Origin of the sequence: Bradyrhizobium sp. A5 (assembly GCF_042076515.1) — a bacterium.
GTDB lineage: Bacteria > Pseudomonadota > Alphaproteobacteria > Rhizobiales > Xanthobacteraceae > Bradyrhizobium > Bradyrhizobium cosmicum.
The window spans coordinates 2,072,340-2,092,298 of the sequence record NZ_CP148990.1; the positions used below are offsets into that span (position 1 = coordinate 2,072,340).

Here is a 19,959-nt window from a genome sequence, read left to right on the forward strand (position 1 = left end):
TATGCATACATTGTTTCCTAGTCAACTAGTTTCCTGGATGTGCAGCGCGGTTGGGCGATGTCGCTTCTTCGCCCGTCGCAATCCTCACACCCGGAACAACTCCGACTTTCCAAGCCAGATGGTGACGCCTCGTCGTCCTTAACCGATCGGAAACCATCGCAAATGATCCTAAAATTGTAACGAAACTGCTTGGCTGTCTGCGCGTCGGTTCGCCGGAGGGCCCGTCTGATGACAGAGCACCAGTTGAGAGAGCAGGAGTTCCAGATCGCGCGTTATCGGCGTTTGGAGCGGGAGGTCACGGATCCGCTGGCTGTGGGTCTGCTTCACATCATCATCGAAGATCTTGAAGCCGGCTTGCGAAGGGACCAGCCGGATTGGCATGGGCTGTGTGATTAACGCTTTCTTAGCGCCGATCATGCGGATGATCTGCGGGGGAATGCGCAATCCAGGGGGAGACTGCTCCCATGCTGAAGGACGGCACCTACGCGGCGTGGTACAAGACGCCATTCGACCAGGGCACCGGCATCGTTCATCTCGCAGATGGCCAGATCTGGGGCCGCGACAGCCTGATGACGTATCACGGCTCATGCAAGGTCGACGGCGATCGCTTCACCGCGACGGTGTCGACGAAGCGTCACACCGATGGGCGTGCAACGATCTTCGACGTCCATGACGAACTCACGCTGGACATCGAGGGGACGTGCGCCGGCAAGATCGCGACGTACACGGCGACAGCAGGACAGGCGCCGGGAATAATCCTCCACGGAACGCTCATTCCGACGGAGCAGCCGTCGCCGGTACCTGAACGAACCGCGCCGGCCCCGGCGTTCAATCCCGACAAGCTTCCAAAGCTGCCGAAGCGCTCGCGCTGATCGCGCGGGCGCCCGGGGGGCAATCCGCCGTGTCGCCTGCATCCAGATGTCGCGCCCGGGGCTGCGCAATTCTGCATCCTCATCCCGCGCCCGCCCGCTTCTCAAACCGCCCGCGACCCGCCATTGTGCCGGCCCAACGAACCTGTTTGGAGCAGTATCAATGTCGGCCAAGGTCTCGCGTCGCCAGCTCGCGAAAATCGCGGGGTTGTCCGCAGCTGGAATCGCAAGCCCCCTTGAAGGGGCTGGCGCCAAGCCGGCCACGGCGCTACGCGGCGGCAGCGGCGGCTTTCCGGCGGGCTTTGTCTGGGGCACCGCGACCTCGTCCTATCAGGTCGAAGGTGCGGTCAACGAGGACGGGCGAGGGGCCTCGATCTGGGACAAGTTCGTCCGTATCCCCGGCAAGATCGAGGATGGCTCGACCGGCGACCGCGCCAACGAGCACTATCATCGCTTCAAGGAGGATATCGCGCTCATCAAGGATCTCGGTTGCAAGGCCTATCGCTTCTCGGTGGCCTGGCCGCGGGTGTTTCCGGACGGCGACGGCAAGCCGAACCCCAAGGGAATCGACTTCTACAATCGCCTCGTCGACGAACTCCTGAAGAACGGCATCGAGCCGTGGATGACGCTGTATCACTGGGACCTGCCGCAATCGCTGCAGGACCGCTTCGGCGGCTGGCGCTCGACCGAGACCTGCAAGATCTTCGGCGACTATGCCGGCTATGTCGCCAAACATCTGACCGATCGCGTCAAGAACGTGTTCACGCTGAACGAGAGCGGCCGCTTCGTGCAGTTCGGCTATGGCCTCGGCATCGATGCGCCGGGCGTGACCTTGCCGCAAGCGGAAGTCAACCAGATCAGGCACAACAGCGCGCTCGCGCACGGGCTCGCGGTGCAGGCGGTGCGGGCGCACGGCCGCCGCGGCACGAGGGTGGGACCGGCCGAGAACATCGACGTCTGCGTTCCCGCGATCGACACGCCCGAGCACGTCCGCGCCGCCGAGATCGCGCTGCGCGAGATGAATGCCGGCTATCTCAACGTCATCATGACGGGGAAATATACCGACGCCTTCCTGAAATATGCGGGCGCCGATGCGCCGAAATACACCGACGCCGAGCTGAAGATCATCGGATCGCCGGTCGACTTCCTCGGCCTCAACATCTACGCCCCGCAGAACTATGTGGTGCCGTCCGACCAGGGCGCGGGCTTCATGCCGCTGCCGATCCCGAAATCCTTCCCGCACATGAGCTCGGACTGGCTCCGCATCGCGCCGGAGACGATCTACTGGGTGCCGAAGCTGGCTGCAAAGATCTGGAAGACCGATGCGATCTACATCACCGAGAACGGCACCTCCAGCGACGACGTCGTGACGCCCGACGGCAAGATCTACGACACCGACCGCATCATGTATCTGCGCAACTATCTCGCCCAGCTCCAGCGCGCCACGGCCGAAGGCGTGCCGGTGCGCGGCTATTTCCTCTGGAGCCTGATGGACAATTTCGAATGGGTGTTCGGGCTCAGCAAGCGGTTCGGGCTCTATCACGTCAATTTCGACACCCAGGTCCGCACGCCGAAACTCAGCGCCAGCTTCTATCGCAACGTCATCGCGAAGAATGCGGCGGGGGCGTAGCTGTCTTTCCCATCCCGGATTTTCCGCCGCGCGTAAAATCCGACCTTTTCCCGCACGCGGGGCGCGGTGACGCAAGATTGCGCGACTGCTTCAGTTTAGCCTGACAGGCCAAATGCTTGGCCGGTATCACCGCGCCGCACGCGGAAGCGGCGTTTCTACTTTGCATGGGGTTGTTTTTCACTTTTTGCAGAGAGGGGGTCCGGCACCGCAGATTGACTCGACCTTTCCCCTGATTCACAACGCTCCCAACACCGATAACAAGAGGACAACGCCAATGACCGATGCACTCATCATCGATGCCTGCCGCACGCCGCGGGGCGTCGGCAAGGCCGGCAAGGGAGCACTCTCTGGCATTCATCCGCAGCAGCTCGGCGCGACCGTTCTGCGCGCGCTCGCCGATCGCACCGGCATCGACACCGCCGATGTCGACGACATCGTCTGGGGCTGCAGCGCCCAGGTCGCGACGCAAAGCGGCGACCTCGGCCGCATGTCGGCGCTTGATGCCGGCTACGACGTGCGCGCGAGCGCCGTGACGCTCGATCGCTTCTGCGGCTCCGGCATCACCAGCGTCAACATGGCCGCATCCTCGATCATGGCGGGCGCCGAAGACCTCGTCATCGCCGGCGGCTGCGAGATGATGTCGATGGAGGGGCGGCGCGGCGGCGGTCCGATGATGATGGACGGCGGCAATCTGCGTCTGCGCGCGCGGCATCCGCAGTCGCATCAGGGCGTCTGCGCCGATGCGATCGCGACGCTGGAGGGCATCACGCGAAGGGACGTCGACGCGCTCGGTCTCGAAAGCCAGAAGCGCGCAGGCATGGCGATTGCCGGTGGTCATTTCAAGAAGAGTCTCGTTCCCGTGCATCGCGAGGACGGCAGCCTCGCGCTCGACCATGAAGAATATCCGCGGCCGCAGACCACGATGGAGGGCCTCAGCGCGCTCAAGCCTGCATTCCCCGCGATCGCCGATCACGCGCTCGACGACAAGGGAACGACCTATCGCGGCCTGATCCTGCAGAAATATCCTGACCTCGACATCGACTTCGTTCACCATGCCGGCAATTCGTCCGGCGTCGTCGACGGTGCCGCCGCGATACTGCTCGCTTCGCCGGCTTACGCCAGGGCGCATGGCCTTAAAGCCCGCGCCCGCGTGGTGGCGATGGCGAACATGGGGGACTCGCCGACCTTGATGCTGAACGCGCCGGTGCCGGCGACGCGCAAGGTGCTGGCAAAGGCGGGCCTCACCGTCGACGACATCGACCTGTTCGAGATCAACGAGGCGTTTGCCGTGGTTGCGGAGAAATATATCCGCGATCTCAAGCTCGATCGCGCCAAGGTCAACGTCAACGGCGGCTCGATCGCGCTTGGCCATCCCATCGGCGCGACCGGCTCGATCCTGATCGGCACCGTGCTCGACGAACTCGAGCGCCGTGACCTCAAGCGCGGTCTCGTCACCATGTGCGCCGCGGGAGGCATGGCGCCGGCCATCATCATCGAGCGTATCTAGCCTTATTTTTCAGGGTGAATCGCGCTCCTCCTTTGGCAAAGAGGCCGGTCGTCGCTTGTCGAAAGCAGCGAATCAGCTTTAGCAAGGCTGCTTGCGGGCCTTTGAAACAAGGCAAAAACCTCTACCCGAGGCTCTTCCCACTCAGGAAGTAGCTAAAATGCAGGGGTTTTTGCCACAGATGGCCAAAAAAGCCCGTAAAACCGCGACAAAACTGTGCAGAAGGCTATAGGCCTTTGCCGGTTGGTCTAATATGCAGCCGTCAACGAATCAGAGGAGACACGATGGCTACCCAAATGTCCAAATCGCAGCTGATCGAAAAGATTGCGACCACCACCGAGCTTTCCAAGCGCGACGTCAAGAGCGTCATGGAGACGCTGACCGATGTCGGTCACAAGGAGCTCAAGAAGAACGGCCTGTTCCTGGTGCCGGGCTTCGCCAAGTTCGTCGTCATCAAGAAGCCCGCGACCAAGGCGCGCAAGGGCACCAACCCGTTCACGGGCGAAGAGATGATGTTCAAGGCCAAGCCGGCCCGGAAGATCGTACGCGCCCGCCCGGTCAAGGCTGCCAAGGACGCCGTGTCCTGATAAACGCAAAGGCCCCCTCGCAGGAGGGGGCCTTTTATGTTCGACGACCGCGAGGGCTGAAGCGGAGGGGTTCAGCCCTTGCGGCGCCTGACCCGAACCGGGACCGGCTGCAGCCGGGGGTCGGGTCCCGCGAGCGCATCGCGAACCCCGTCGATGGCACGATCGAGCAGCTGGCGCAGCCGCTGCGCCTTGCGCGATCTCTTCGCTCTTTCCAGCAGTTTCTTCATCACATTCACTCCGCCGCTTCGACGTTCGCATCGACCTTCGCACCAACTTGGGCCTCGACAGGCTCGAGCGCTGCGGCGATGGCTTCGTCGACGCGCTCCAGCCAGATGAATTCGAGGTTGTCCCGCGCGCTCTGCGGGATGTCGTCGTAGTCCCGCTTGTTGCGCGCCGGCAGCATCACCCGCTTCAATCCGGCCGCGGCCGCAGCCACCACCTTCTCCTTGATGCCGCCGACCGGCAGCACCAGGCCGCGCAGCGAGATCTCGCCGGTCATCGCCGTGTCGCTGCGCACCGTGCGATTGGTGAGCAGTGACGTCAGCGCCGTGAACATCGCAACGCCCGCGCTCGGTCCGTCCTTCGGGGTTGCACCCGCCGGGACGTGAACGTGGATGTCGCTCTTCTCGAACACCTGGGGATCGATGCCGAGCTGCGGCGCCTTGCTCTTCACCAGCGTCAGTGCGGCCTGCACGCTCTCGCGCATGACCTCGCCGAGCTGGCCGGTCAGGATCATGCCGCCGCGGCCGGGCACGCGCGAGGCCTCGATGAACAGGATGTCGCCGCCGACCGGCGTCCAGGCAAGGCCGGTGGCCACGCCCGGAATGCTGGTGCGCTGCGCGATCTCGCCTTCGAAGCGCGGCTGGCCGAGCACGGTGGCGATGTCCTTCGGCGCCACCACAACCTTCGCAGCCGAGCCTTCGGCGACCTGCACCGCGGCATGCCGGAACACCTTGCCGATCTCGCGCTCGAGGTTACGCACGCCGGCCTCGCGGGTGTAACCCTTGACGACCAGCTTCAACGCCTCCGGCGTGATCTCGGCCTGCTCGGCCGTCAGGCCGTTGGCCTCCAGCTGCCGCCGCACCAGATAACGCTTCGCGATCTCCAGCTTTTCGTCCTCGGTGTAACCGGCGAGGCTGATCAGCTCCATGCGGTCCAGCAGCGGACCCGGAATCTGGTCCAGCATGTTGGCGGTCGCGATGAACACAACCCGCGACAGGTCGAAAGGCACGGCCAGGTAATTGTCCCGGAACGTCCCGTTCTGCTCGGGGTCGAGCACCTCCAGCATGGCGGCGGAGGGATCGCCCTGCACGCCGCGGCCCATCTTGTCGATCTCGTCCAGCATCATGACGCAGTTGCGTGCACCTGCCTTCTTGATGCCCTGGATGATGTTGCCCGGCAGCGCGCCGATATAGGTGCGCCGGTGACCGCGGATCTCGGCCTCGTCATGCACGCCGCCGAGGCTGACGCGCACGAAGGGGCGATCCATCGCGCGGGCGATGGACTGGCCGAGCGAGGTCTTGCCGACGCCGGGCGGCCCGACGAAGCACAGGATCGGTGCCTTGCCCTGCGGGGCGAGCTTGCGCACCGCCAGATATTCGATGATCCGGGTCTTGATCTTCTCCAGGCCGAAATGATCCGCATCCAGGATGCGGCGCGCTTCCTTGATGTCGATCGGCTTCTCCGCGGGCAGCGCCCAGGGCAGCTCGATCAGCCAGTCGAGGTAGGTGCGGACCATGCCGGCTTCGCCCGCAGCCTCCGGCATGCGCTCGTAGCGGCGCAGCTCCTTCCTGGCATGCGCGTCCGCCTCGGGCGGCATGTTGGCCTTGGTAATGGCAGCCGTCAGCTCGGCGACCTCGGCCGCCTTGCCGTCGCCTTCGCCCAGCTGGCGCTGGATGGTCGCCATCTGCTCGCGCAGGATCGCCTCGCGCTGCCGCTCGTCGAAGCTGGCGCGGGTCTTCTGGCCGATTTCGTTGCTGATGCGCAGCACCTCCAGCCGTTCGGCCAGATGCTTCGACACCTTCTCGACGCGCAGTGTGAGGTCGATGGTTTCCAGCACCTCCTGCTTGTCCTGCGGCTTGATGTCCATGAACGAGGTCGCCAGATCCGCCAGCGCGCCGGGCGCGGTGGTGCTCTGGAACATCGCGACCAGCTCGGGCGGTGCCTGCGGCAGCAGCTCGATCGCCTCGATCGCCAGACGCTGCAGGTTCAGCGCGCGCGCCTCGATCTCGGGCGAGCTCGTGGTCGGCTCCGGAATCTGCTGGAAGCGTGCCGCCAGGAACGGCGTCCCCGGCAGGAAGTCGAGGATGCGTGCGCGCTGCACGCCCTGGCAGACGATGTGATGGGTGCCGTCGGGCGCGGTGATGTAGCGCACGATGTTGGCGATGGTCGCGACCCGGTAGAGATCGTCCGCCCCGGGCTCTTCGGTTTCCGGGCTGCGCTGCAGCACGATGCCGATCGGCCGCTGCTCGCGCAGCGCCTGCTGCGCGGCGGCGACCGACTTCGGCCGCGCGATCGCGATCGGCGCGATGGCGCCGGGGAACAGCACCATCTCGCGCACGGGGATGATGATCAGTGCGTCTTCGGGGATCTTCACGTCGGACTCGGTGGAATTGGTCTGTGAATTATTCATCTGTTCGGTGGCCATGATCGACCTCAGGATTTGGCGAGGCGCAGTGCGACGCAGCCGTCCATCACGAAGCGGCTGATGGCGTAGCGGCCGAGGGGCAATGCAATGCGGCGCTCGAAACGCCCCTGCGGCAGCTCGAGCCGGTGGATGCGGGCGTTGCGAAGCTCCGGCGGAAGCGTGCGCTGGCCGGAGACCACGAGCACGCCCTCATGGATGACCGTCTCGACATTGTCCGGATTGACGCCGGGAAGCGCCACCAGGATCAAGAGTTCATGCTCGGTCTCGAGCACGTCGATCGGCGGCTCCCAGCAGGCGTCCTGGCGGCCGAACTGCTGGCGCAGCCGTTCGGCGCGGGTCAGCTGGTCCAGGGCTTCGGACAGCATCCAGTCGAGAGGATTTTTGGGTTGCATGGCAAGACTCGGGGAAGGCGCTGCGGTTGGAAAACAAGGATATGGGGACGGTTCCCCGGAATTCCAGCATCGCGCGTTCGGAGCATGCCTGCCTCTCGAACCGGAAGAGGCCCTTGCAATCAGACGTATCGACGCCGCGGAGATGTTCCGCGGCGTCGAAGGCAACAATTGGGCGCAGCGGCCGTATCAGGCGGCGGCGCGGAATTCCTCTTCCGCTTCGAGGTTGATGACGGAGGTGGCAAGCTCGGTCAGCGACAGATCGGTAGCCTCTTCCTCGTCCAGCGTCGCCTGGAGCAGCCTGGCCGCGTCCGGCATGCCGAGCTCCTCGGCCCAGGTGCGCAGCGTGCCGTAGCGGGAGATCTCGTAGTGTTCGACCGCTTGCGCGGCCGCGAGCAGGCCGGCGTCGAGGGCAGGGGCGTTCTTGAAATCCTTCATGATCTCGGCGCCCTCGTCGGTGATGCCGTTGATGGCTTCGCAAGGCTTGCCGCGCGCGGGCTTGCCCAGCATCTTGAAGATCTGGTCGAGACGTTTGACCTGGCCCTGCGTCTCGCGCAGATGCTTGTTGAAGGCCGCCGCAAGGTCCTTCGAATGGGCGGCCTTGGCCATCTTGGGCAGCGTCTTGATGATCTTGTTTTCGGCGTAATAGATGTCCTTCAGCGTCTCCAGGAACAGGTCGCTCAGCATCTTGGGCGCCTGACGCGGACGGCGCGCCGCGGTCTTTTTCGCGTTCGCACGTTTCTTTGCTTGCTTAGCCATAAATCCTCCTCTTGAGGAGAACGGGAAGGCGTTCCCATCCTCAATCCACGCGCGATCAAGACTCTGCGAGGGCAATTGTTCCTCGCGAAGGCCTCCGCGAGCCATTATGGATGGCGCCACATTTCGCCTGAGACCCATCCGCATGCTCGACTTCGCCCTGTCCGCTTTCGTGACGCTCCTGCTGGTAATTGATCCCGTCGGCCTCGCGCCGGCCTTCCTGGCCGCGACCGGGGGCATGCCGGACGCCGTCAAGCGCACCGTCGCATGGCGTGCGCCGCTGATCGCGGCGTCGATCCTGGTGGTGATCGCGCTGGCCGGAAACTGGCTGCTCCGCCAGCTCGGGATCGGCATCCCCGCCTTCCAGATCGCCGGCGGGCTACTGCTGTTCGGCGTGTCCTACCAGATGATCTTCGGCGACCGTCCGCATCGGGAGGCGCGCGAGGCCGACAAGGCCACCGCGGAGCATGCCTCCGACGTCGCGGTATTCCCCCTCGCCATCCCCATGATGGCCGGCCCGGGCGCGATCGCGACCACGCTGCTGCTGACGGGCGATGCCGGCTATGGGGTGAGGCTCGCGATCATCATCGCGGTCGTCGTCTCCGTCTGCCTGCTCTGCATGCTCTGCTTCGTCTCGGCTCATCTGATCGCGCGCAGCCTCGGGCGGACCGGCAATGCCGTGCTCTCGCGCGTGCTCGGCATGCTGCTCGCGGCCTATTCGGTGCAGTTCGTGATCAACGGGATTGCGGCCGTTCGGGCAAGCCTGTCCTAGATTTGCGATGGTCGGGTAATCTGTTGATTTGACGGTCTATTTCGAGGGCCGGCGGGGCCGTCGGCAAGACGGCCGCCGATCCGGGCCGCTTTCGCTTGCGCTGCCATATTGCTTTGACGTACTCCCCGTCTGGCAATCGCCCATCGCCAGTAAGTCGAGGTGAAACCGGGATGTCGATGACAGCGGACGAACTCGCAAAGAGACAGGCCATCATCGACGCTTGCCGCCGCATGAATGCGCTCGGCATCAACCAGGGCACCTCTGGCAATATCAGCGTCCGACATGCGGACGGGCTTCTGGTCACACCCACGAGCGTGCCCTATGAGGCCATGACGCCCGACCAGATCGTGTTCATGGCGATGGACGGCGAGCATGCGCCCGGTCAGAAGCCGTCGAGCGAATGGCGCTTCCATCGCGACATCCTGCAGTCGCGCGCCGACGTCGACGCCGTCGTCCATGCCCATCCGGCCTATTGCACCATCCTGGCGATCATGGGCATGGAAATCCCGCCCGTGCACTACATGATCGCGGCTGCGGGCGGCGACAGCATCCGCTGCGCGCCCTACGCGACCTTCGGCACCGTGGAACTGTCCGAGCACGCGGTGCGGGCGCTGGAGGGGCGGCTTGCCTGCCTGCTCGACCACCACGGCATGATCGCGATCGGCAGGACGCTCGACAAGGCGATGTGGCTCGCCGTTGAGGTCGAGACGCTGGCGCGGCAATATCATGGCTGTCTCCAGATCGGGACACCGCCGCTGCTTCCCAGTGACGAGATCGAACGGGTCCGCCAGCGCATGGCCGACTACGGCCTGTCGGAAGGGTAGGGCGGGCAGACGGTGTTGGTGCGCCTCAGGCATATCGTCGACGGCAAGGGATCGAACCGCGTCATGGTTCGGCTGCGCGCCCTTCTGCGCAGCAACGAGTTCTACCTGATCCCGCTGGCGCTCGTGATCGGGACGCTGGCCGGCGCCATCGTGACGCTGATGGCCGAGATCGCGCAGATCGCCCACATGGTGATCTACGGCATTCCCATCGACGTGCGCCTGTCGGCCAACGCCCATGTGAGTCCCTGGGCGGCGATGATTGCGCCCGCGCTCGGCGGTCTCTCGCTCGGAATCATGGAATGGTGGCGGCGGCGGCTGAAGATATCGAACGCGGTCGACCCGATCGAAGCCAACGCGTTGCGCGGTGGCAATCTGTCGATGCGCGACAGCGTGGTGGTGTCGAGCCAGACGCTGATCTCCAACGGTTGCGGTGCCTCGGTCGGCCTCGAGGCCGGCTATACCCAGATCGGTTCGGGCATCGCCTCGCTGTTCGGCAAGTTCTTCAATCTGCGCCGCAACGATCTGCGCCTAATCGTCGGCTGTGGCGCAGCCGCCGCGATCGCCGCAGCCTTCGGTGCGCCGATCACCGGCGCCTTCTACGCCTGCGAGCTGATCGTCGGCGTCTATTCGGTCGGCAGCGCCGCGCCGATCCTGGCCGCCTCGCTCGCCGGCGCGCTGACCGCGCAATGGCTCGGCGGCGCGCCATATTCCCTGGAGATACCCAAGGTCAGCGCCGTCGGCGTCGAGCAATATCTGGCACTGATCGGGCTCGCGCTCGTCACCAGCGGCGTCGGCATCGCCGTGATGCGGTCGTCCTCGATGTTCGAACGCCTGTTCGCCTGGCTGCCGGTCTGGCTGCGCCCGGCGATCGGCGGCCTCGTCGTCGGCGGCTTTGCCATCGTGACGCCGCAGGTGCTGGCGGCCGGCCATGGCGCCATGGTGCTCGATCTGTTTCACGACATGACGATCGGCCTGATTGCGCTGATCATCGCCCTGAAGGTGACGGCCTGCCTGATCTCGCTCGCCTCGGGGTTTCGCGGCGGTCTGTTCTTCGCCTCGCTGTTCGTCGGCAGCTTGATCGGAAAGTTCTTTGCCGCGGTGCTGTTGCTGATCAGCCCCGAATTCGTGATCGATCCGCTGGTCGCGATGCTGACGGGCATGGCGACGCTCGGCGTCGCCATCGTCGGCGGTCCCCTGACCATGTCGTTCCTCGTGCTCGAGATGACCCGCAATGTCGATGTCACCGCCGTGGTGCTGGCGGGCTGCATCGTCACCTCGATCTGCGTCCGCTTCATGTTCGGCCATTCCTTCTCGACCTGGCGCCTGCATCTGCGCGGCGAGACCATCCGCAGCGCCAACGACGTCGGCTGGCTGCGTAACCTCACCGTCGAGCGATTGATGCGCTCCGACGTCGGCAAGGTGCCGTCGACCACGACGATCGCCGCGGTCCGCCGCGAATTCCCGCTGGGCTCGCGGCCCGGCATCGTCATCGTCAACAATGCGGACGAGTATGTCGGCCTCGTCCTGCTGCCCGACCTGTTCTCCGGCGATCTCGACAGCATCGCCGACGAAATCCAGGTGATCGAGCTCGCCCGCCTGACCGAGATCGTGCTGATCCCGGAGATGAACGTGAAGTCGGCGATGGCGGTGTTCGACGAGGCGGAAGCCGAGATGCTGGCGGTGGTCGATTCCACCGACAGCCGCAAGGTCGTGGGCTTCCTCACCGAGACCTTCGCGCGCCGCCGCTACGTCGAGGAGATCGACAAGGCCACGCGCGGCGTGCTTGGGGCGCTGTCCTAAAAGGCCATGCGGCGACCGGCAATGGCGCGTCTGTTCATGAACCGCTCAGGTTGAATGGTTCAGGCTGAATCTTGTGGGTCGGCCTGCCAAGGCGAGCGTGGCGGATTGCCGCTATCCGGAACTTTTCAGTGGTTCGCGCGTTACCGATTGTTTGCATATCTCTTTTTTGGGCGAGAACAGAGGACGTGAGATGAGTGATACACACGTGAATTCGAAAGTCGGCCGCAACACCGCGCTGGCCGCGTTCGCAAGCCTCGTCCTGGTTGCGGCCTCGGTGTCGCCCTCGACCGCGGCATCGACCAAGCCTGCGAGCCCGGTTATCGGAAGCGCGAACGCATCCTCGGCGACTGACTTCAGCGCCGCCCGTCGCCATCGCACCTATCGTCGCGGTTCGAATGCTGCGGGCCTTGCCTTCATGGGCGCGGCGGCGGGTATCATCGGGGGTGTTATCGCCGAGCAGCGGCGCCGCGACTACTATGAGAACAACTATTATTACGGACCGCGTCCTTACTACGGCGGCCCGGGCTATTACGGCAGAGGTCCCTACTACGGCCAGCGCTACTACTATCAGCCGTACTAGGCGGCGGATTCCGCCGCGGCCGGGAGCGGAAATTGCTCCGTCATTGCAGGCCTGTGGACACCATTTCGGATTTTGCAAAGGGGGCAGTGCTTGCAGTGCCCCCTTTTTGTCGTTTCCGGATGCGGGCCTCTCCCGCCGCCGCCCTGTTTCGCCGCCCGGTCAAGTCCTCTCGGCAAAAATATTCCACTTTATCGAAATTCGGAAACGGCGTATATGTCGCCCATCCCGGCTCATCCTTGAGGGGCGGTCGTACGTCGTCACGATATGCGAGCCGGGCCTGCGGTGGACGCGGCAGCGTCGTGCGCAAGAGGCTAAGGGCAGGGCGGGTAGTCCCTGTGAGCCCGCGGCCATGTGCGGACGAGCGGCGCTGATGCGTACGGCAAAACCGTGTGGTCCTGGCCGTCGTTGCTACGGTCAAGCCCTTGGCGGAGATGCGCGCGAGCCCAACCGGGCGGACGGCATCGTCAATTCGCGGGGCGAGGGAGGCCAGAAGGAAAGTTCGGCTCCCGGGAGAGCACGGCATAAGCCGTCCGACCATCGCGCAGGGAAGGCCGAGTGATCGGCGACACCTGTATGCTGCTGTGCGGTCTCTTTGCGTGTGCCTTTCGCGCAGCGGACCGCGGGTGCCAGTCGGCACCCGGTCTTCCCTGCGCCCTCTTGGACAAGAGGGTGGAGTGACCAGGCAAAGCTCGGGCGAAATGCGCCGCGAGAATGCGAAGGCGTGTCTGGTAAGTCGAGATGAGAGTTTGAGGATGACGACGGTTCACCTTGCTTCGTTATTGCGAGCGCATACCCATCTCCGTCACCCTGAGGTGGCCGCTTCTTCAGCGGCCCTCGAAGGGCGACGGCCCGGCTGCATCCTTGGCCGTGCATCCTTCGAGGCTCCGCTCGCGATGCTTCGCATCGCAAGCCTCGCACCGCAGGATGACGGAGTTGACAGTATTCTACCGCTCTGCCTTTCCATCATCACCGTCCCGCCGGCGCCGACATCGCGCCGTTGGCGTAGCGCGACCAGTCGGGCGCCGTCGGCTGCGACGGCCAGAGTGCGTTGGAGTCGCGCGCTGACTGGGTGAGGGGTGCGGGATGCGCCTTGCTCTTGTGGTGACGGTTGTTCGCCGCGGCGGTCTGGATGGTGGCAGCGGCGATCAGGGTGGCGCCGAGAATTACCAGGGTCTTTCGCATGGTTGTTTCTCCCGTGACGACGTCCCGGTTGCGAGGCATCTATTCGTCGTCGCGGCTGACATGGCGATGCGTCCTGCCGAAGATCAGCAGCGCCACCATCACGATGGGGCGAGCAAATTTTTTGGTCTCGGCTAAATATTCGGCAATCGCGCGAACAGGCCCGATGGACTTGATCGGCGCAATCCGGTTCAATGGGTGCAATTGAGGCCTTAGGCGACAACGATGTCGAAATATCTGCTGATCCTCCTCCTGATCGCATCGCCGGCCATGGCGCAGGTCAAGCTCGCTCCAAAATCCTCGACGGCGCATCCGGACCCCTGCGCCCCGATCGGGCGCACCGCGGACGGCAAGCTGGTCTATTCTATGAAATGCGAAAACCTGCCGGCGCCGCTGCCACCGCCGCAGGCGGAACTGAAGGAGGCGCCGCAACCTGCCGCCGAGCCCGAGCCGGAGGCGCGCCGGAGCGGCATTTTCGGCTGGTCCTACGACCGCAGGTGACTTGAGGTGACTTGCCGCGCCACTTGCGCCAAGCCCTCTGGAATGCTCTTTGCTTGAAAATTCCCCGTGGGGTTTTGGCCCCGATCCTGAGAGATGAGATGAGCAAACTCGTTATCCGCGCCGGTGAGTTCAACTTCGATGCCCGCTTCGAGGAGCAGCTCGCGCCCAAGACCGTCGCGGCCTTCCGCAAGGCGCTGCCGTTCGAAAGCCACATCATCCATGTGCGCTGGAGCGGCGAGGGCGTGTGGATGCCGCTCGGCGACCTCGATTTCGGCGTCGGCTACGAAAACCACACCAGCTATCCCGCGCCGGGCCAGATCATCCTCTATCCTGGCGGTATCAGCGAGACCGAGATCCTGCTCGCCTATGGCGGCGTGCACTTCGCGAGCAAGATGGGCCAGCTCGCCGGCAACCATTTCATCACGCTGACCTCGGGGCTGGAGAATCTGGCGACGCTGGGCAAGAGCGTGCTGTGGAAGGGCGCTCTGCCGATCCGCTTCGAGGAAGTCTGAGTGACTGACGCCCGCTACCCCCGCGATCTCCGCGGTTACGGCCGCAACCCGCCGCATCCGCAATGGCCCGGGGATGCGCGGGTCGCGGTGCAGTTCGTCGTCAATTTCGAGGAGGGCGGCGAGAACAACATCCTGCATGGCGATCGCGCCTCGGAAGCCTTCCTGTCCGACGTGCTCGGCGCGCAGCCCTGGCCGGGCCAGCGCCACGCCAATATCGAGTCGATGTTCGAATATGGCTCGCGCGCCGGCTTCTGGCGGCTGTGGCGGATGTTCAGCGAACGCAAATGGCCGACCACCGTGTTCGGCGTTGCCACTGCGCTGAATCGCAATCCCGAGATCGTCGCTGCGATGAAGGAGTCCGGCTGGGACATTGCAAGCCACAGCCTGAAATGGATCGAGCACAAGGACATGACCGAGGCGCAGGAGCGCGCCGAGATCGCGGAGTCGATCCGCGTCCACATCGAGGCGACCGGTTCGCGGCCACTCGGCTGGTACACCGGGCGCTCCTCGATCAACACCAACCGCCTCCTGATGGAGGAGGGCGGCTTCCTCTATCTCTGCGACTCCTATGCCGACGACCTGCCGTATTGGATCAAGGGCACGGGCGGCAAGCAACTCGTCATTCCCTACACGCTTGACGCCAACGACATGCGCTTCATCAACCCGCAGGGCTTTGCCGAAGGCGAGCAGTTCTTCACCTATCTGAAGGATGCCTTCGACGTGCTCTATGCGGAAGGACAGACCGCGCCCAAGATGATGTCGGTGGGGCTGCACTGCCGTCTCGCCGGACGGCCCGGCCGCGCCGCGGGGCTGATCCGCTTCCTGGACTATATCGGCAAGCACGAGCGTGTCTGGGTGCCGACGCGGCTTCAGATCGCGCAGCACTGGCACGACAAGCATGCGCATCTCGCCGCCGATGCGTTCGAGATTGGATGAGGACGATGCCGCAGATTTCGCTCGCCGATCTCAACGCTGCAAGCAAGGCCGACTTCGTCGCCGCGCTCGTCAACGTCGTCGAATATTCACCGTGGATCGCCGAGCAGCTCGCCGGGAAGCGGCCGTTCGCCGGCATCAACGAGCTGCACGCCGCGCTGATGGGCGCGATCCAGAGCGCCGAACCAGATGTGCAGCTGGCGCTGATCCGGGCGCATCCTGATCTCGCCAACAAGACCCAGCGCGCGGCAGGTCTCACGGCGGAATCGACCGACGAGCAGAACAGCGCCGGCCTCGACCGGCTGTCGGACGCCGAATACGCCGCGTTCGAGCGCGTCAACAACGCCTATCGCGACAAGTTCGGCATCCCCTATATCGTCTGCGTGCGTCGTCACACCAAGGATTCGGTGCTGAACGACTTCGAGATGCGGCTGCGCAATATCGCCAAGACCGAGACGCGGCGGGCGATCGAGGAGATCAGCCGCATCTCGGCGTTGCGGCTCGATCAGCTCGTCATCGCCGACGACAGACTGAGGGTGCACGGCCGACTCTCGACCCATGTGCTGGACAATCACGCCGGCAAGCCCGCGCCCGGTATTCCGGTCGAGCTGATCGAGCTCGCGAGGCTGGGCGAGAGCCGCGTGATCGCACGCGCCGTGACGAATGCGGACGGCCGTACCGACCAGCCGCTGATCGGCGGCCGGCCGCTGCCGATCGGCCGCTACGAGCTCCGCTTCAGCGTCGCCAGATACTACGCCGGGCGCAACGTGCCGCTGTCGGATCCGCCGTTCCTCGACGAGATCCCATTACGCTTTGCGGTCAGCGAGCCGGAAAACCATTACCACGTGCCGCTGCTGGTCACGCCGTGGAGCTATTCGACCTATCGCGGCAGCTAACGACGGAACTTCTCGTACAGCGCCGGAAACAGCCGGTCCGGCTTGAAGGGCGGCGCCGTGAAGCGGATGCCGGTGGCGTCCGCGATCGCGTTGCCGAGCGCGGCGGCAACCGGATTGTACGGGCTCTCGCTCATCGACTTGGCGCCGAGCGGTCCGATCGTGTCGGACGTCTCGGCGAAGAAGACCTCCGTGCGCGGCACGTCGGCGAAGGAGGGCAGGTGATAGTCGCGGAACTTCGGATTGGTGACGCGCCCATCAGCGTCGATCACCATCTCCTCGTAGAGCGCAGCGCCAAGCGCCTGCGCGACGCCACCCTCGACCTGGCCGCGGCACTGCATGGGGTTGGCGACGATTCCGGCGTCGGCCGCCTGCACGCTGCGGAGAATCCTGAGCTCGCCGGTGCCCTTGTTCACGGCGACACGAAAGCCCTGCACGTTGAAGCCGACCGAGCGCGGCGTGCCGCCGGAATTGCCGTGTGCTGCGAACGGCTGGCCGTGTTCGCGCGCAAGCTTCGCGAGCTCCGCAAACGACATCCGCCGCACGCCGCTGACGACCGCCTCGTCGTCGAGCAGGCAGCTCGCGGCGTCGCAGAGCCAGGCGCCGGCGGCCGCCGCCTTCAGCTCGGTCGCAAGCCGCATGGCCGCTTCATGCGTCGCCTTGCCGGCGACGAAGGTGCCGGCACTGCCATAGGCGCCGGTGTCATGGCCGCCATGGGCGGTGTCGGACTGGCGCAAACGGATGCGGTCGACGGTGGTCGCGAGCGTCGTCGCCGCGATCTGCCGGTGCACGGTGCTGGTGCCGTTGCCGAACTCGGCGGTGCCGACGGTGAGGTCGAAGCCGCCATCGTTGTTGAGCGCGATCGTCGCATCCGCGATATGACCGGCCGGCGGCACGGTGTCGATCATGGTCAGCGCGACGCCGTCGCCGATCAACCATTCCGGCGACAGGTCCGGTTGCGGGCCATCCGCCTGCATTGCGCGCTCGACGAGGTCGAGGCACCGGTCGAGCCCATAGGAGCCATAGAGCACGTCGTGAAATTCCGACGGCGGCGGCGACAGCATGGCATCGCCTGGCTTGACGATGTTGCGCCGGCGCATGTCGTAGGGGCTGATGCCGAGCTGCCTGGCCAGCTCGTCGATCGCCGCTTCGACCGCGATCAGCGTTTGCGGCAGGCCATAGCCGCGAAACGCGCCCGACGGCACCGTGTTGGTGTAGACGGCGAAGCCGTCGACCCGCTTGTTCGGGCAATTATAGACCGCGATGGATTCCGACAGCGCGTGGAACATCACGGGGCCGGCGTGATTGCCGTAGGCTCCGGTGTTGGAGAGCACGTCGAGCTGAAGCGCGGTGAGCTTGCCGTCGGCATCAGCGCCGGCCTTGATGTGGACCCGCATCGGGTGCCGCGTCGATGTCGCGATGAACTGCTCCTCGCGGGTCAGCTCCAGCTTCACCGGCCGTCCGGTCTTGAGCGCGGCAAGCGCCAGGATGTCCTCGACGAACATCTCCTGCTTGCCGCCGAAACCACCGCCGACGCGTTCGCAGAACACGCGGACCTTGTCCATGGGAAGCTCGAAGATATCGGACAATGCCCGCCGGGTCAGGAACGGGACCTGCGTCGAGGTGCGGACGTTGAGCACGCCATCGTCATCGAGCCAGGCGAGGCCGCCATGGGTCTCCAGCGCGGCATGCTGTACGCGATGACTGTGGAAGGTGGCCTCGTAGGTGACCGCGGACGTGGCGAGCGCAGCCGCCACATCGCCATACTCGCCATGCGTCTCCGCGACGAGGTTGCGCCGGGCATCGGCGACGCGGTTCGCCGCCGTCCGGTCCGGATGGATGACAGGTGCGCCCGGCGCCATCGCCTGCTCCGGATCAATCAGCGCCGGCAAAATCTCGTAGTCGACTTTGAGCCGCCGGCACGCCTCCTCGGCAGCGGCTTCGCTCTCGGCAACGACCGCGGCCACCTTCTGGCCGACGAAGCGAACGACGTCGTCGAGGATTCGGGTGTCCTCGGGGTCCATCCAGTCCTTCTCGTGCCGCGCGGTCGAGATCAGGACCGACGGCGCATCCTCGTGTGTCAGCACGGCGTGCACGCCGGCAACACCGAGTGCCTCCGAGGTGTCGATCGCGACGATTCTCGCGTGGGCGTGCGGCGAGCGCAGCAGCTTGACATGCAGCAGGCCGTCGACCTGCGTGTCGAACGTGTAGCGCGCTTGGCCGCGCACGATTTCGGGGCCAGCGGGCGCCGGCAGGCTGCGGCCGAACGCTGCGCCGGGCTCGACGCGCTCCTCGACATTGGTCTTGCCGAGGATCGCATCCTCGATTGCGCGATAGCCGGTGCAGCGACAGATATTGCCCTTCAGCGCCGTTCCGAGGTCGGTGCGCTGGGCCTGGTTTAGCGAGGCACAGGTCAGGATCATTCCGGCCGTGCAGAAGCCGCACTGGAATCCCTGTGCGTCGAGGAAGGCCTGCTGCATCGGATGCGCGCCGTGGTCGCCGCCGAGGCCCTCGATCGTGGTGACGGCGCGGCCACCGGCACGGAAGGCGGGGATCAGGCAGCTATGCACGGGCTCGCCGTCGAGCAGCACGGTGCAGGCGCCGCAATCGCCGGCATCGCAGCCCTTCTTGACGCCGAAATGGCCGAGCTCACGCAGGAACGTGCGCAGGCATTGCCCTGCGCGCGGCTCCTGCGGAAACAGCGTGCCGTTGACCTCCAGACTCATGACGGGGTTGCCCCCAGGAGTTCGCCACGAATTTCCTCGGCAAGCCGCAACGTCATGTGCTTGCGCCAGAGCGGCTTGCCATGGATGTCGGTATGGTAGAGGTCATCGGTGATCTGCTGCGCGATCGCGTCGCGAAGTGCGCTGGCGTCAGGCAGCTTGGGCAAGGAGAGCCGGATCGGCCGCACCGTCGAAGCAGTCACCGTCAGCGCCAGCGTGCCGTCGGCATCGAGGCTTCCGATCACAAGCGCCGCCGAGCGGCCGACCGGTGCCAGCGAAATCTGGCGAAACGCCGTGCGGCGCTTCAGTGCGGCAATCGGGATATCGATCTGCCGGATCAGGTCGCCCGGCGCCAATCGGTTGCTCTGGTTGCCGGTCACAAAGTCGACGACGGGAATCTTCTGTTCGCCTCCGCCGGCCTTCCAGATGGTGCAGACGCCGTCGAGCGCCGATGTGAGCGAGATCATCGGTCCCGCCGGCAGCGACATGCAGAGATTGCCGCCGACGGTCGCCGTCTTCCAGATCTTGAACGAAGCGAGAAGGGCCCGGCAGCACTGGCCGATCAGCGGCGCTGCGAGCCAGTCGGGCGGGCAGGCGAAGCCATCGAGTTGCGCGACGGTGCAGGTGGCGGCGATCGAGAGATCGCTATCCGTGATCGTCAGCGCCGGCCATTTCAGATCAGTCAGATCGATCAGCCGCCTCAGATGGACCTGTGGCTCCGAGAACAGCCAGGTGCCGCCTGCGAGCCAAGCATCACCTGCCGTCCAGGCAGGCAGCTGCGCGCGCGTTTGCGGATGGGTCACCGTCGTGATGGTATTCAAGTCCATGGCTGCGCCAAAAAAGCTTCCGCCCGGTGAATC

The 19,959-nt window shown here is 65.1% G+C and carries 21 protein-coding genes; 13 read left to right on the forward strand and 8 right to left on the reverse strand.

Going from position 1 to position 19,959, the window contains the following annotated elements; genetic code table 11:
- Positions 1-228 precede the first annotated feature (228 nt).
- The 5 genes from WHZ77_RS09765 to WHZ77_RS09785 all read left to right on the forward strand — a co-directional run bounded on the left by WHZ77_RS09765 (position 229) and on the right by WHZ77_RS09785 (position 4,590).
- On the forward strand, positions 229-396 hold the full coding sequence (locus WHZ77_RS09765; RefSeq protein WP_375313476.1) for a hypothetical protein: 168 nt from the start codon (positions 229-231) through the stop codon (positions 394-396).
- 68 nt (positions 397-464) lie between these two features.
- Positions 465-872, forward strand: coding sequence for a hypothetical protein (locus tag WHZ77_RS09770; protein ID WP_375313477.1), 408 nt, complete (start codon positions 465-467; stop codon positions 870-872).
- Positions 873-1,032: 160 nt separating this feature from the next.
- Positions 1,033-2,499: a GH1 family beta-glucosidase gene (locus tag WHZ77_RS09775; RefSeq protein ID WP_375313478.1), complete on the forward strand. Its 1,467-nt coding sequence runs from the start codon at positions 1,033-1,035 to the stop codon at positions 2,497-2,499.
- Between the two features lie 274 nt (positions 2,500-2,773).
- On the forward strand, positions 2,774-4,006 hold the full coding sequence (locus WHZ77_RS09780; protein WP_375313479.1) for an acetyl-CoA C-acetyltransferase: 1,233 nt from the start codon (positions 2,774-2,776) through the stop codon (positions 4,004-4,006).
- 281 nt (positions 4,007-4,287) lie between these two features.
- Positions 4,288-4,590 (forward strand): HU family DNA-binding protein, encoded by a 303-nt coding sequence (locus WHZ77_RS09785; RefSeq protein ID WP_375313480.1) that lies wholly within the window; start codon positions 4,288-4,290, stop codon positions 4,588-4,590.
- A 71-nt stretch (positions 4,591-4,661) separates the two neighbouring features.
- Here WHZ77_RS09785 and WHZ77_RS09790 read toward each other — a convergent pair whose 3' ends face one another.
- The 4 genes from WHZ77_RS09790 to WHZ77_RS09805 all read right to left on the reverse strand — a co-directional run bounded on the left by WHZ77_RS09790 (position 4,662) and on the right by WHZ77_RS09805 (position 8,385).
- Entirely contained in the window at positions 4,662-4,817 is a 156-nt protein-coding gene (locus WHZ77_RS09790) for a hypothetical protein (protein WP_375313481.1), read from the reverse strand.
- 5 nt (positions 4,818-4,822) lie between these two features.
- Positions 4,823-7,237 (reverse strand): endopeptidase La, encoded by a 2,415-nt coding sequence (lon, locus tag WHZ77_RS09795; protein WP_375313482.1) that lies wholly within the window; start codon positions 7,235-7,237, stop codon positions 4,823-4,825.
- Between the two features lie 8 nt (positions 7,238-7,245).
- Positions 7,246-7,629, reverse strand: a complete 384-nt coding sequence (locus tag WHZ77_RS09800) for an Hsp20/alpha crystallin family protein (RefSeq protein ID WP_375313483.1) — start codon at positions 7,627-7,629, stop codon at positions 7,246-7,248.
- A 186-nt stretch (positions 7,630-7,815) separates the two neighbouring features.
- Complete coding sequence (locus WHZ77_RS09805) at positions 7,816-8,385, reverse strand: ferritin-like domain-containing protein (RefSeq protein ID WP_375313484.1); 570 nt, start codon at positions 8,383-8,385, stop codon at positions 7,816-7,818.
- Between the two features lie 142 nt (positions 8,386-8,527).
- On the opposite strand from WHZ77_RS09805, the gene WHZ77_RS09810 reads away from it, so the two are divergent.
- The 4 genes from WHZ77_RS09810 (at position 8,528) to WHZ77_RS09825 (ending at position 12,358) form a co-directional block, all read left to right on the forward strand.
- Positions 8,528-9,154 carry a MarC family protein gene (locus WHZ77_RS09810; RefSeq protein WP_375313485.1) on the forward strand — a complete coding sequence of 209 codons (627 nt, stop codon included), beginning with the start codon at positions 8,528-8,530 and terminating at the stop codon, positions 9,152-9,154.
- A gap of 170 nt (positions 9,155-9,324) precedes the next feature.
- Complete coding sequence (locus WHZ77_RS09815; RefSeq protein WP_375313486.1) at positions 9,325-9,978, forward strand: L-fuculose-phosphate aldolase; 654 nt, start codon at positions 9,325-9,327, stop codon at positions 9,976-9,978.
- A 12-nt stretch (positions 9,979-9,990) separates the two neighbouring features.
- Positions 9,991-11,778, forward strand: coding sequence for a chloride channel protein (locus WHZ77_RS09820; RefSeq protein WP_375313487.1), 1,788 nt, complete (start codon positions 9,991-9,993; stop codon positions 11,776-11,778).
- A 190-nt stretch (positions 11,779-11,968) separates the two neighbouring features.
- Entirely contained in the window at positions 11,969-12,358 is a 390-nt protein-coding gene (locus WHZ77_RS09825) for a hypothetical protein (protein WP_375313488.1), read from the forward strand.
- 966 nt (positions 12,359-13,324) lie between these two features.
- Here WHZ77_RS09825 and WHZ77_RS09830 read toward each other — a convergent pair.
- Both WHZ77_RS09830 and WHZ77_RS09835 read right to left on the reverse strand, forming a co-directional pair.
- Positions 13,325-13,540 carry a hypothetical protein gene (locus tag WHZ77_RS09830; protein ID WP_375313489.1) on the reverse strand — a complete coding sequence of 72 codons (216 nt, stop codon included), beginning with the start codon at positions 13,538-13,540 and terminating at the stop codon, positions 13,325-13,327.
- A 39-nt stretch (positions 13,541-13,579) separates the two neighbouring features.
- Positions 13,580-13,732, reverse strand: coding sequence for a hypothetical protein (locus tag WHZ77_RS09835; RefSeq protein WP_375313490.1), 153 nt, complete (start codon positions 13,730-13,732; stop codon positions 13,580-13,582).
- Between the two features lie 30 nt (positions 13,733-13,762).
- On the opposite strand from WHZ77_RS09835, the gene WHZ77_RS09840 reads away from it, so the two are divergent.
- From WHZ77_RS09840 to uraD, 4 genes are all read left to right on the forward strand, one after another.
- Positions 13,763-14,038: a hypothetical protein gene (locus tag WHZ77_RS09840; RefSeq protein ID WP_375313491.1), complete on the forward strand. Its 276-nt coding sequence runs from the start codon at positions 13,763-13,765 to the stop codon at positions 14,036-14,038.
- A gap of 98 nt (positions 14,039-14,136) precedes the next feature.
- Entirely contained in the window at positions 14,137-14,550 is a 414-nt protein-coding gene (locus WHZ77_RS09845) for a DUF3830 family protein (RefSeq protein WP_375313492.1), read from the forward strand.
- A complete protein-coding gene (gene puuE, locus WHZ77_RS09850; RefSeq protein WP_375313493.1) occupies positions 14,551-15,486 on the forward strand; it encodes an allantoinase PuuE in 936 nt (311 codons plus the stop codon). It abuts the gene before it with no gap.
- Positions 15,487-15,491: 5 nt separating this feature from the next.
- Entirely contained in the window at positions 15,492-16,379 is an 888-nt protein-coding gene (uraD, locus tag WHZ77_RS09855; RefSeq protein WP_375313494.1) for a 2-oxo-4-hydroxy-4-carboxy-5-ureidoimidazoline decarboxylase, read from the forward strand.
- Here the strand turns inward: uraD and WHZ77_RS09860 are convergent.
- The gene (locus WHZ77_RS09860; protein ID WP_375313495.1) at positions 16,376-19,102 is read right to left on the reverse strand and encodes a molybdopterin-dependent oxidoreductase; all 2,727 of its coding nucleotides are present in this window, start codon (positions 19,100-19,102) and stop codon (positions 16,376-16,378) included. The two genes, uraD and WHZ77_RS09860, sit on opposite strands and share 4 nt — an antisense overlap.
- Positions 19,099-19,926 carry an FAD binding domain-containing protein gene (locus WHZ77_RS09865; protein WP_375313496.1) on the reverse strand — a complete coding sequence of 276 codons (828 nt, stop codon included), beginning with the start codon at positions 19,924-19,926 and terminating at the stop codon, positions 19,099-19,101. Before WHZ77_RS09865 ends, WHZ77_RS09860 begins: the two co-directional genes overlap by 4 nt.
- Positions 19,927-19,959 lie beyond the last annotated feature (33 nt).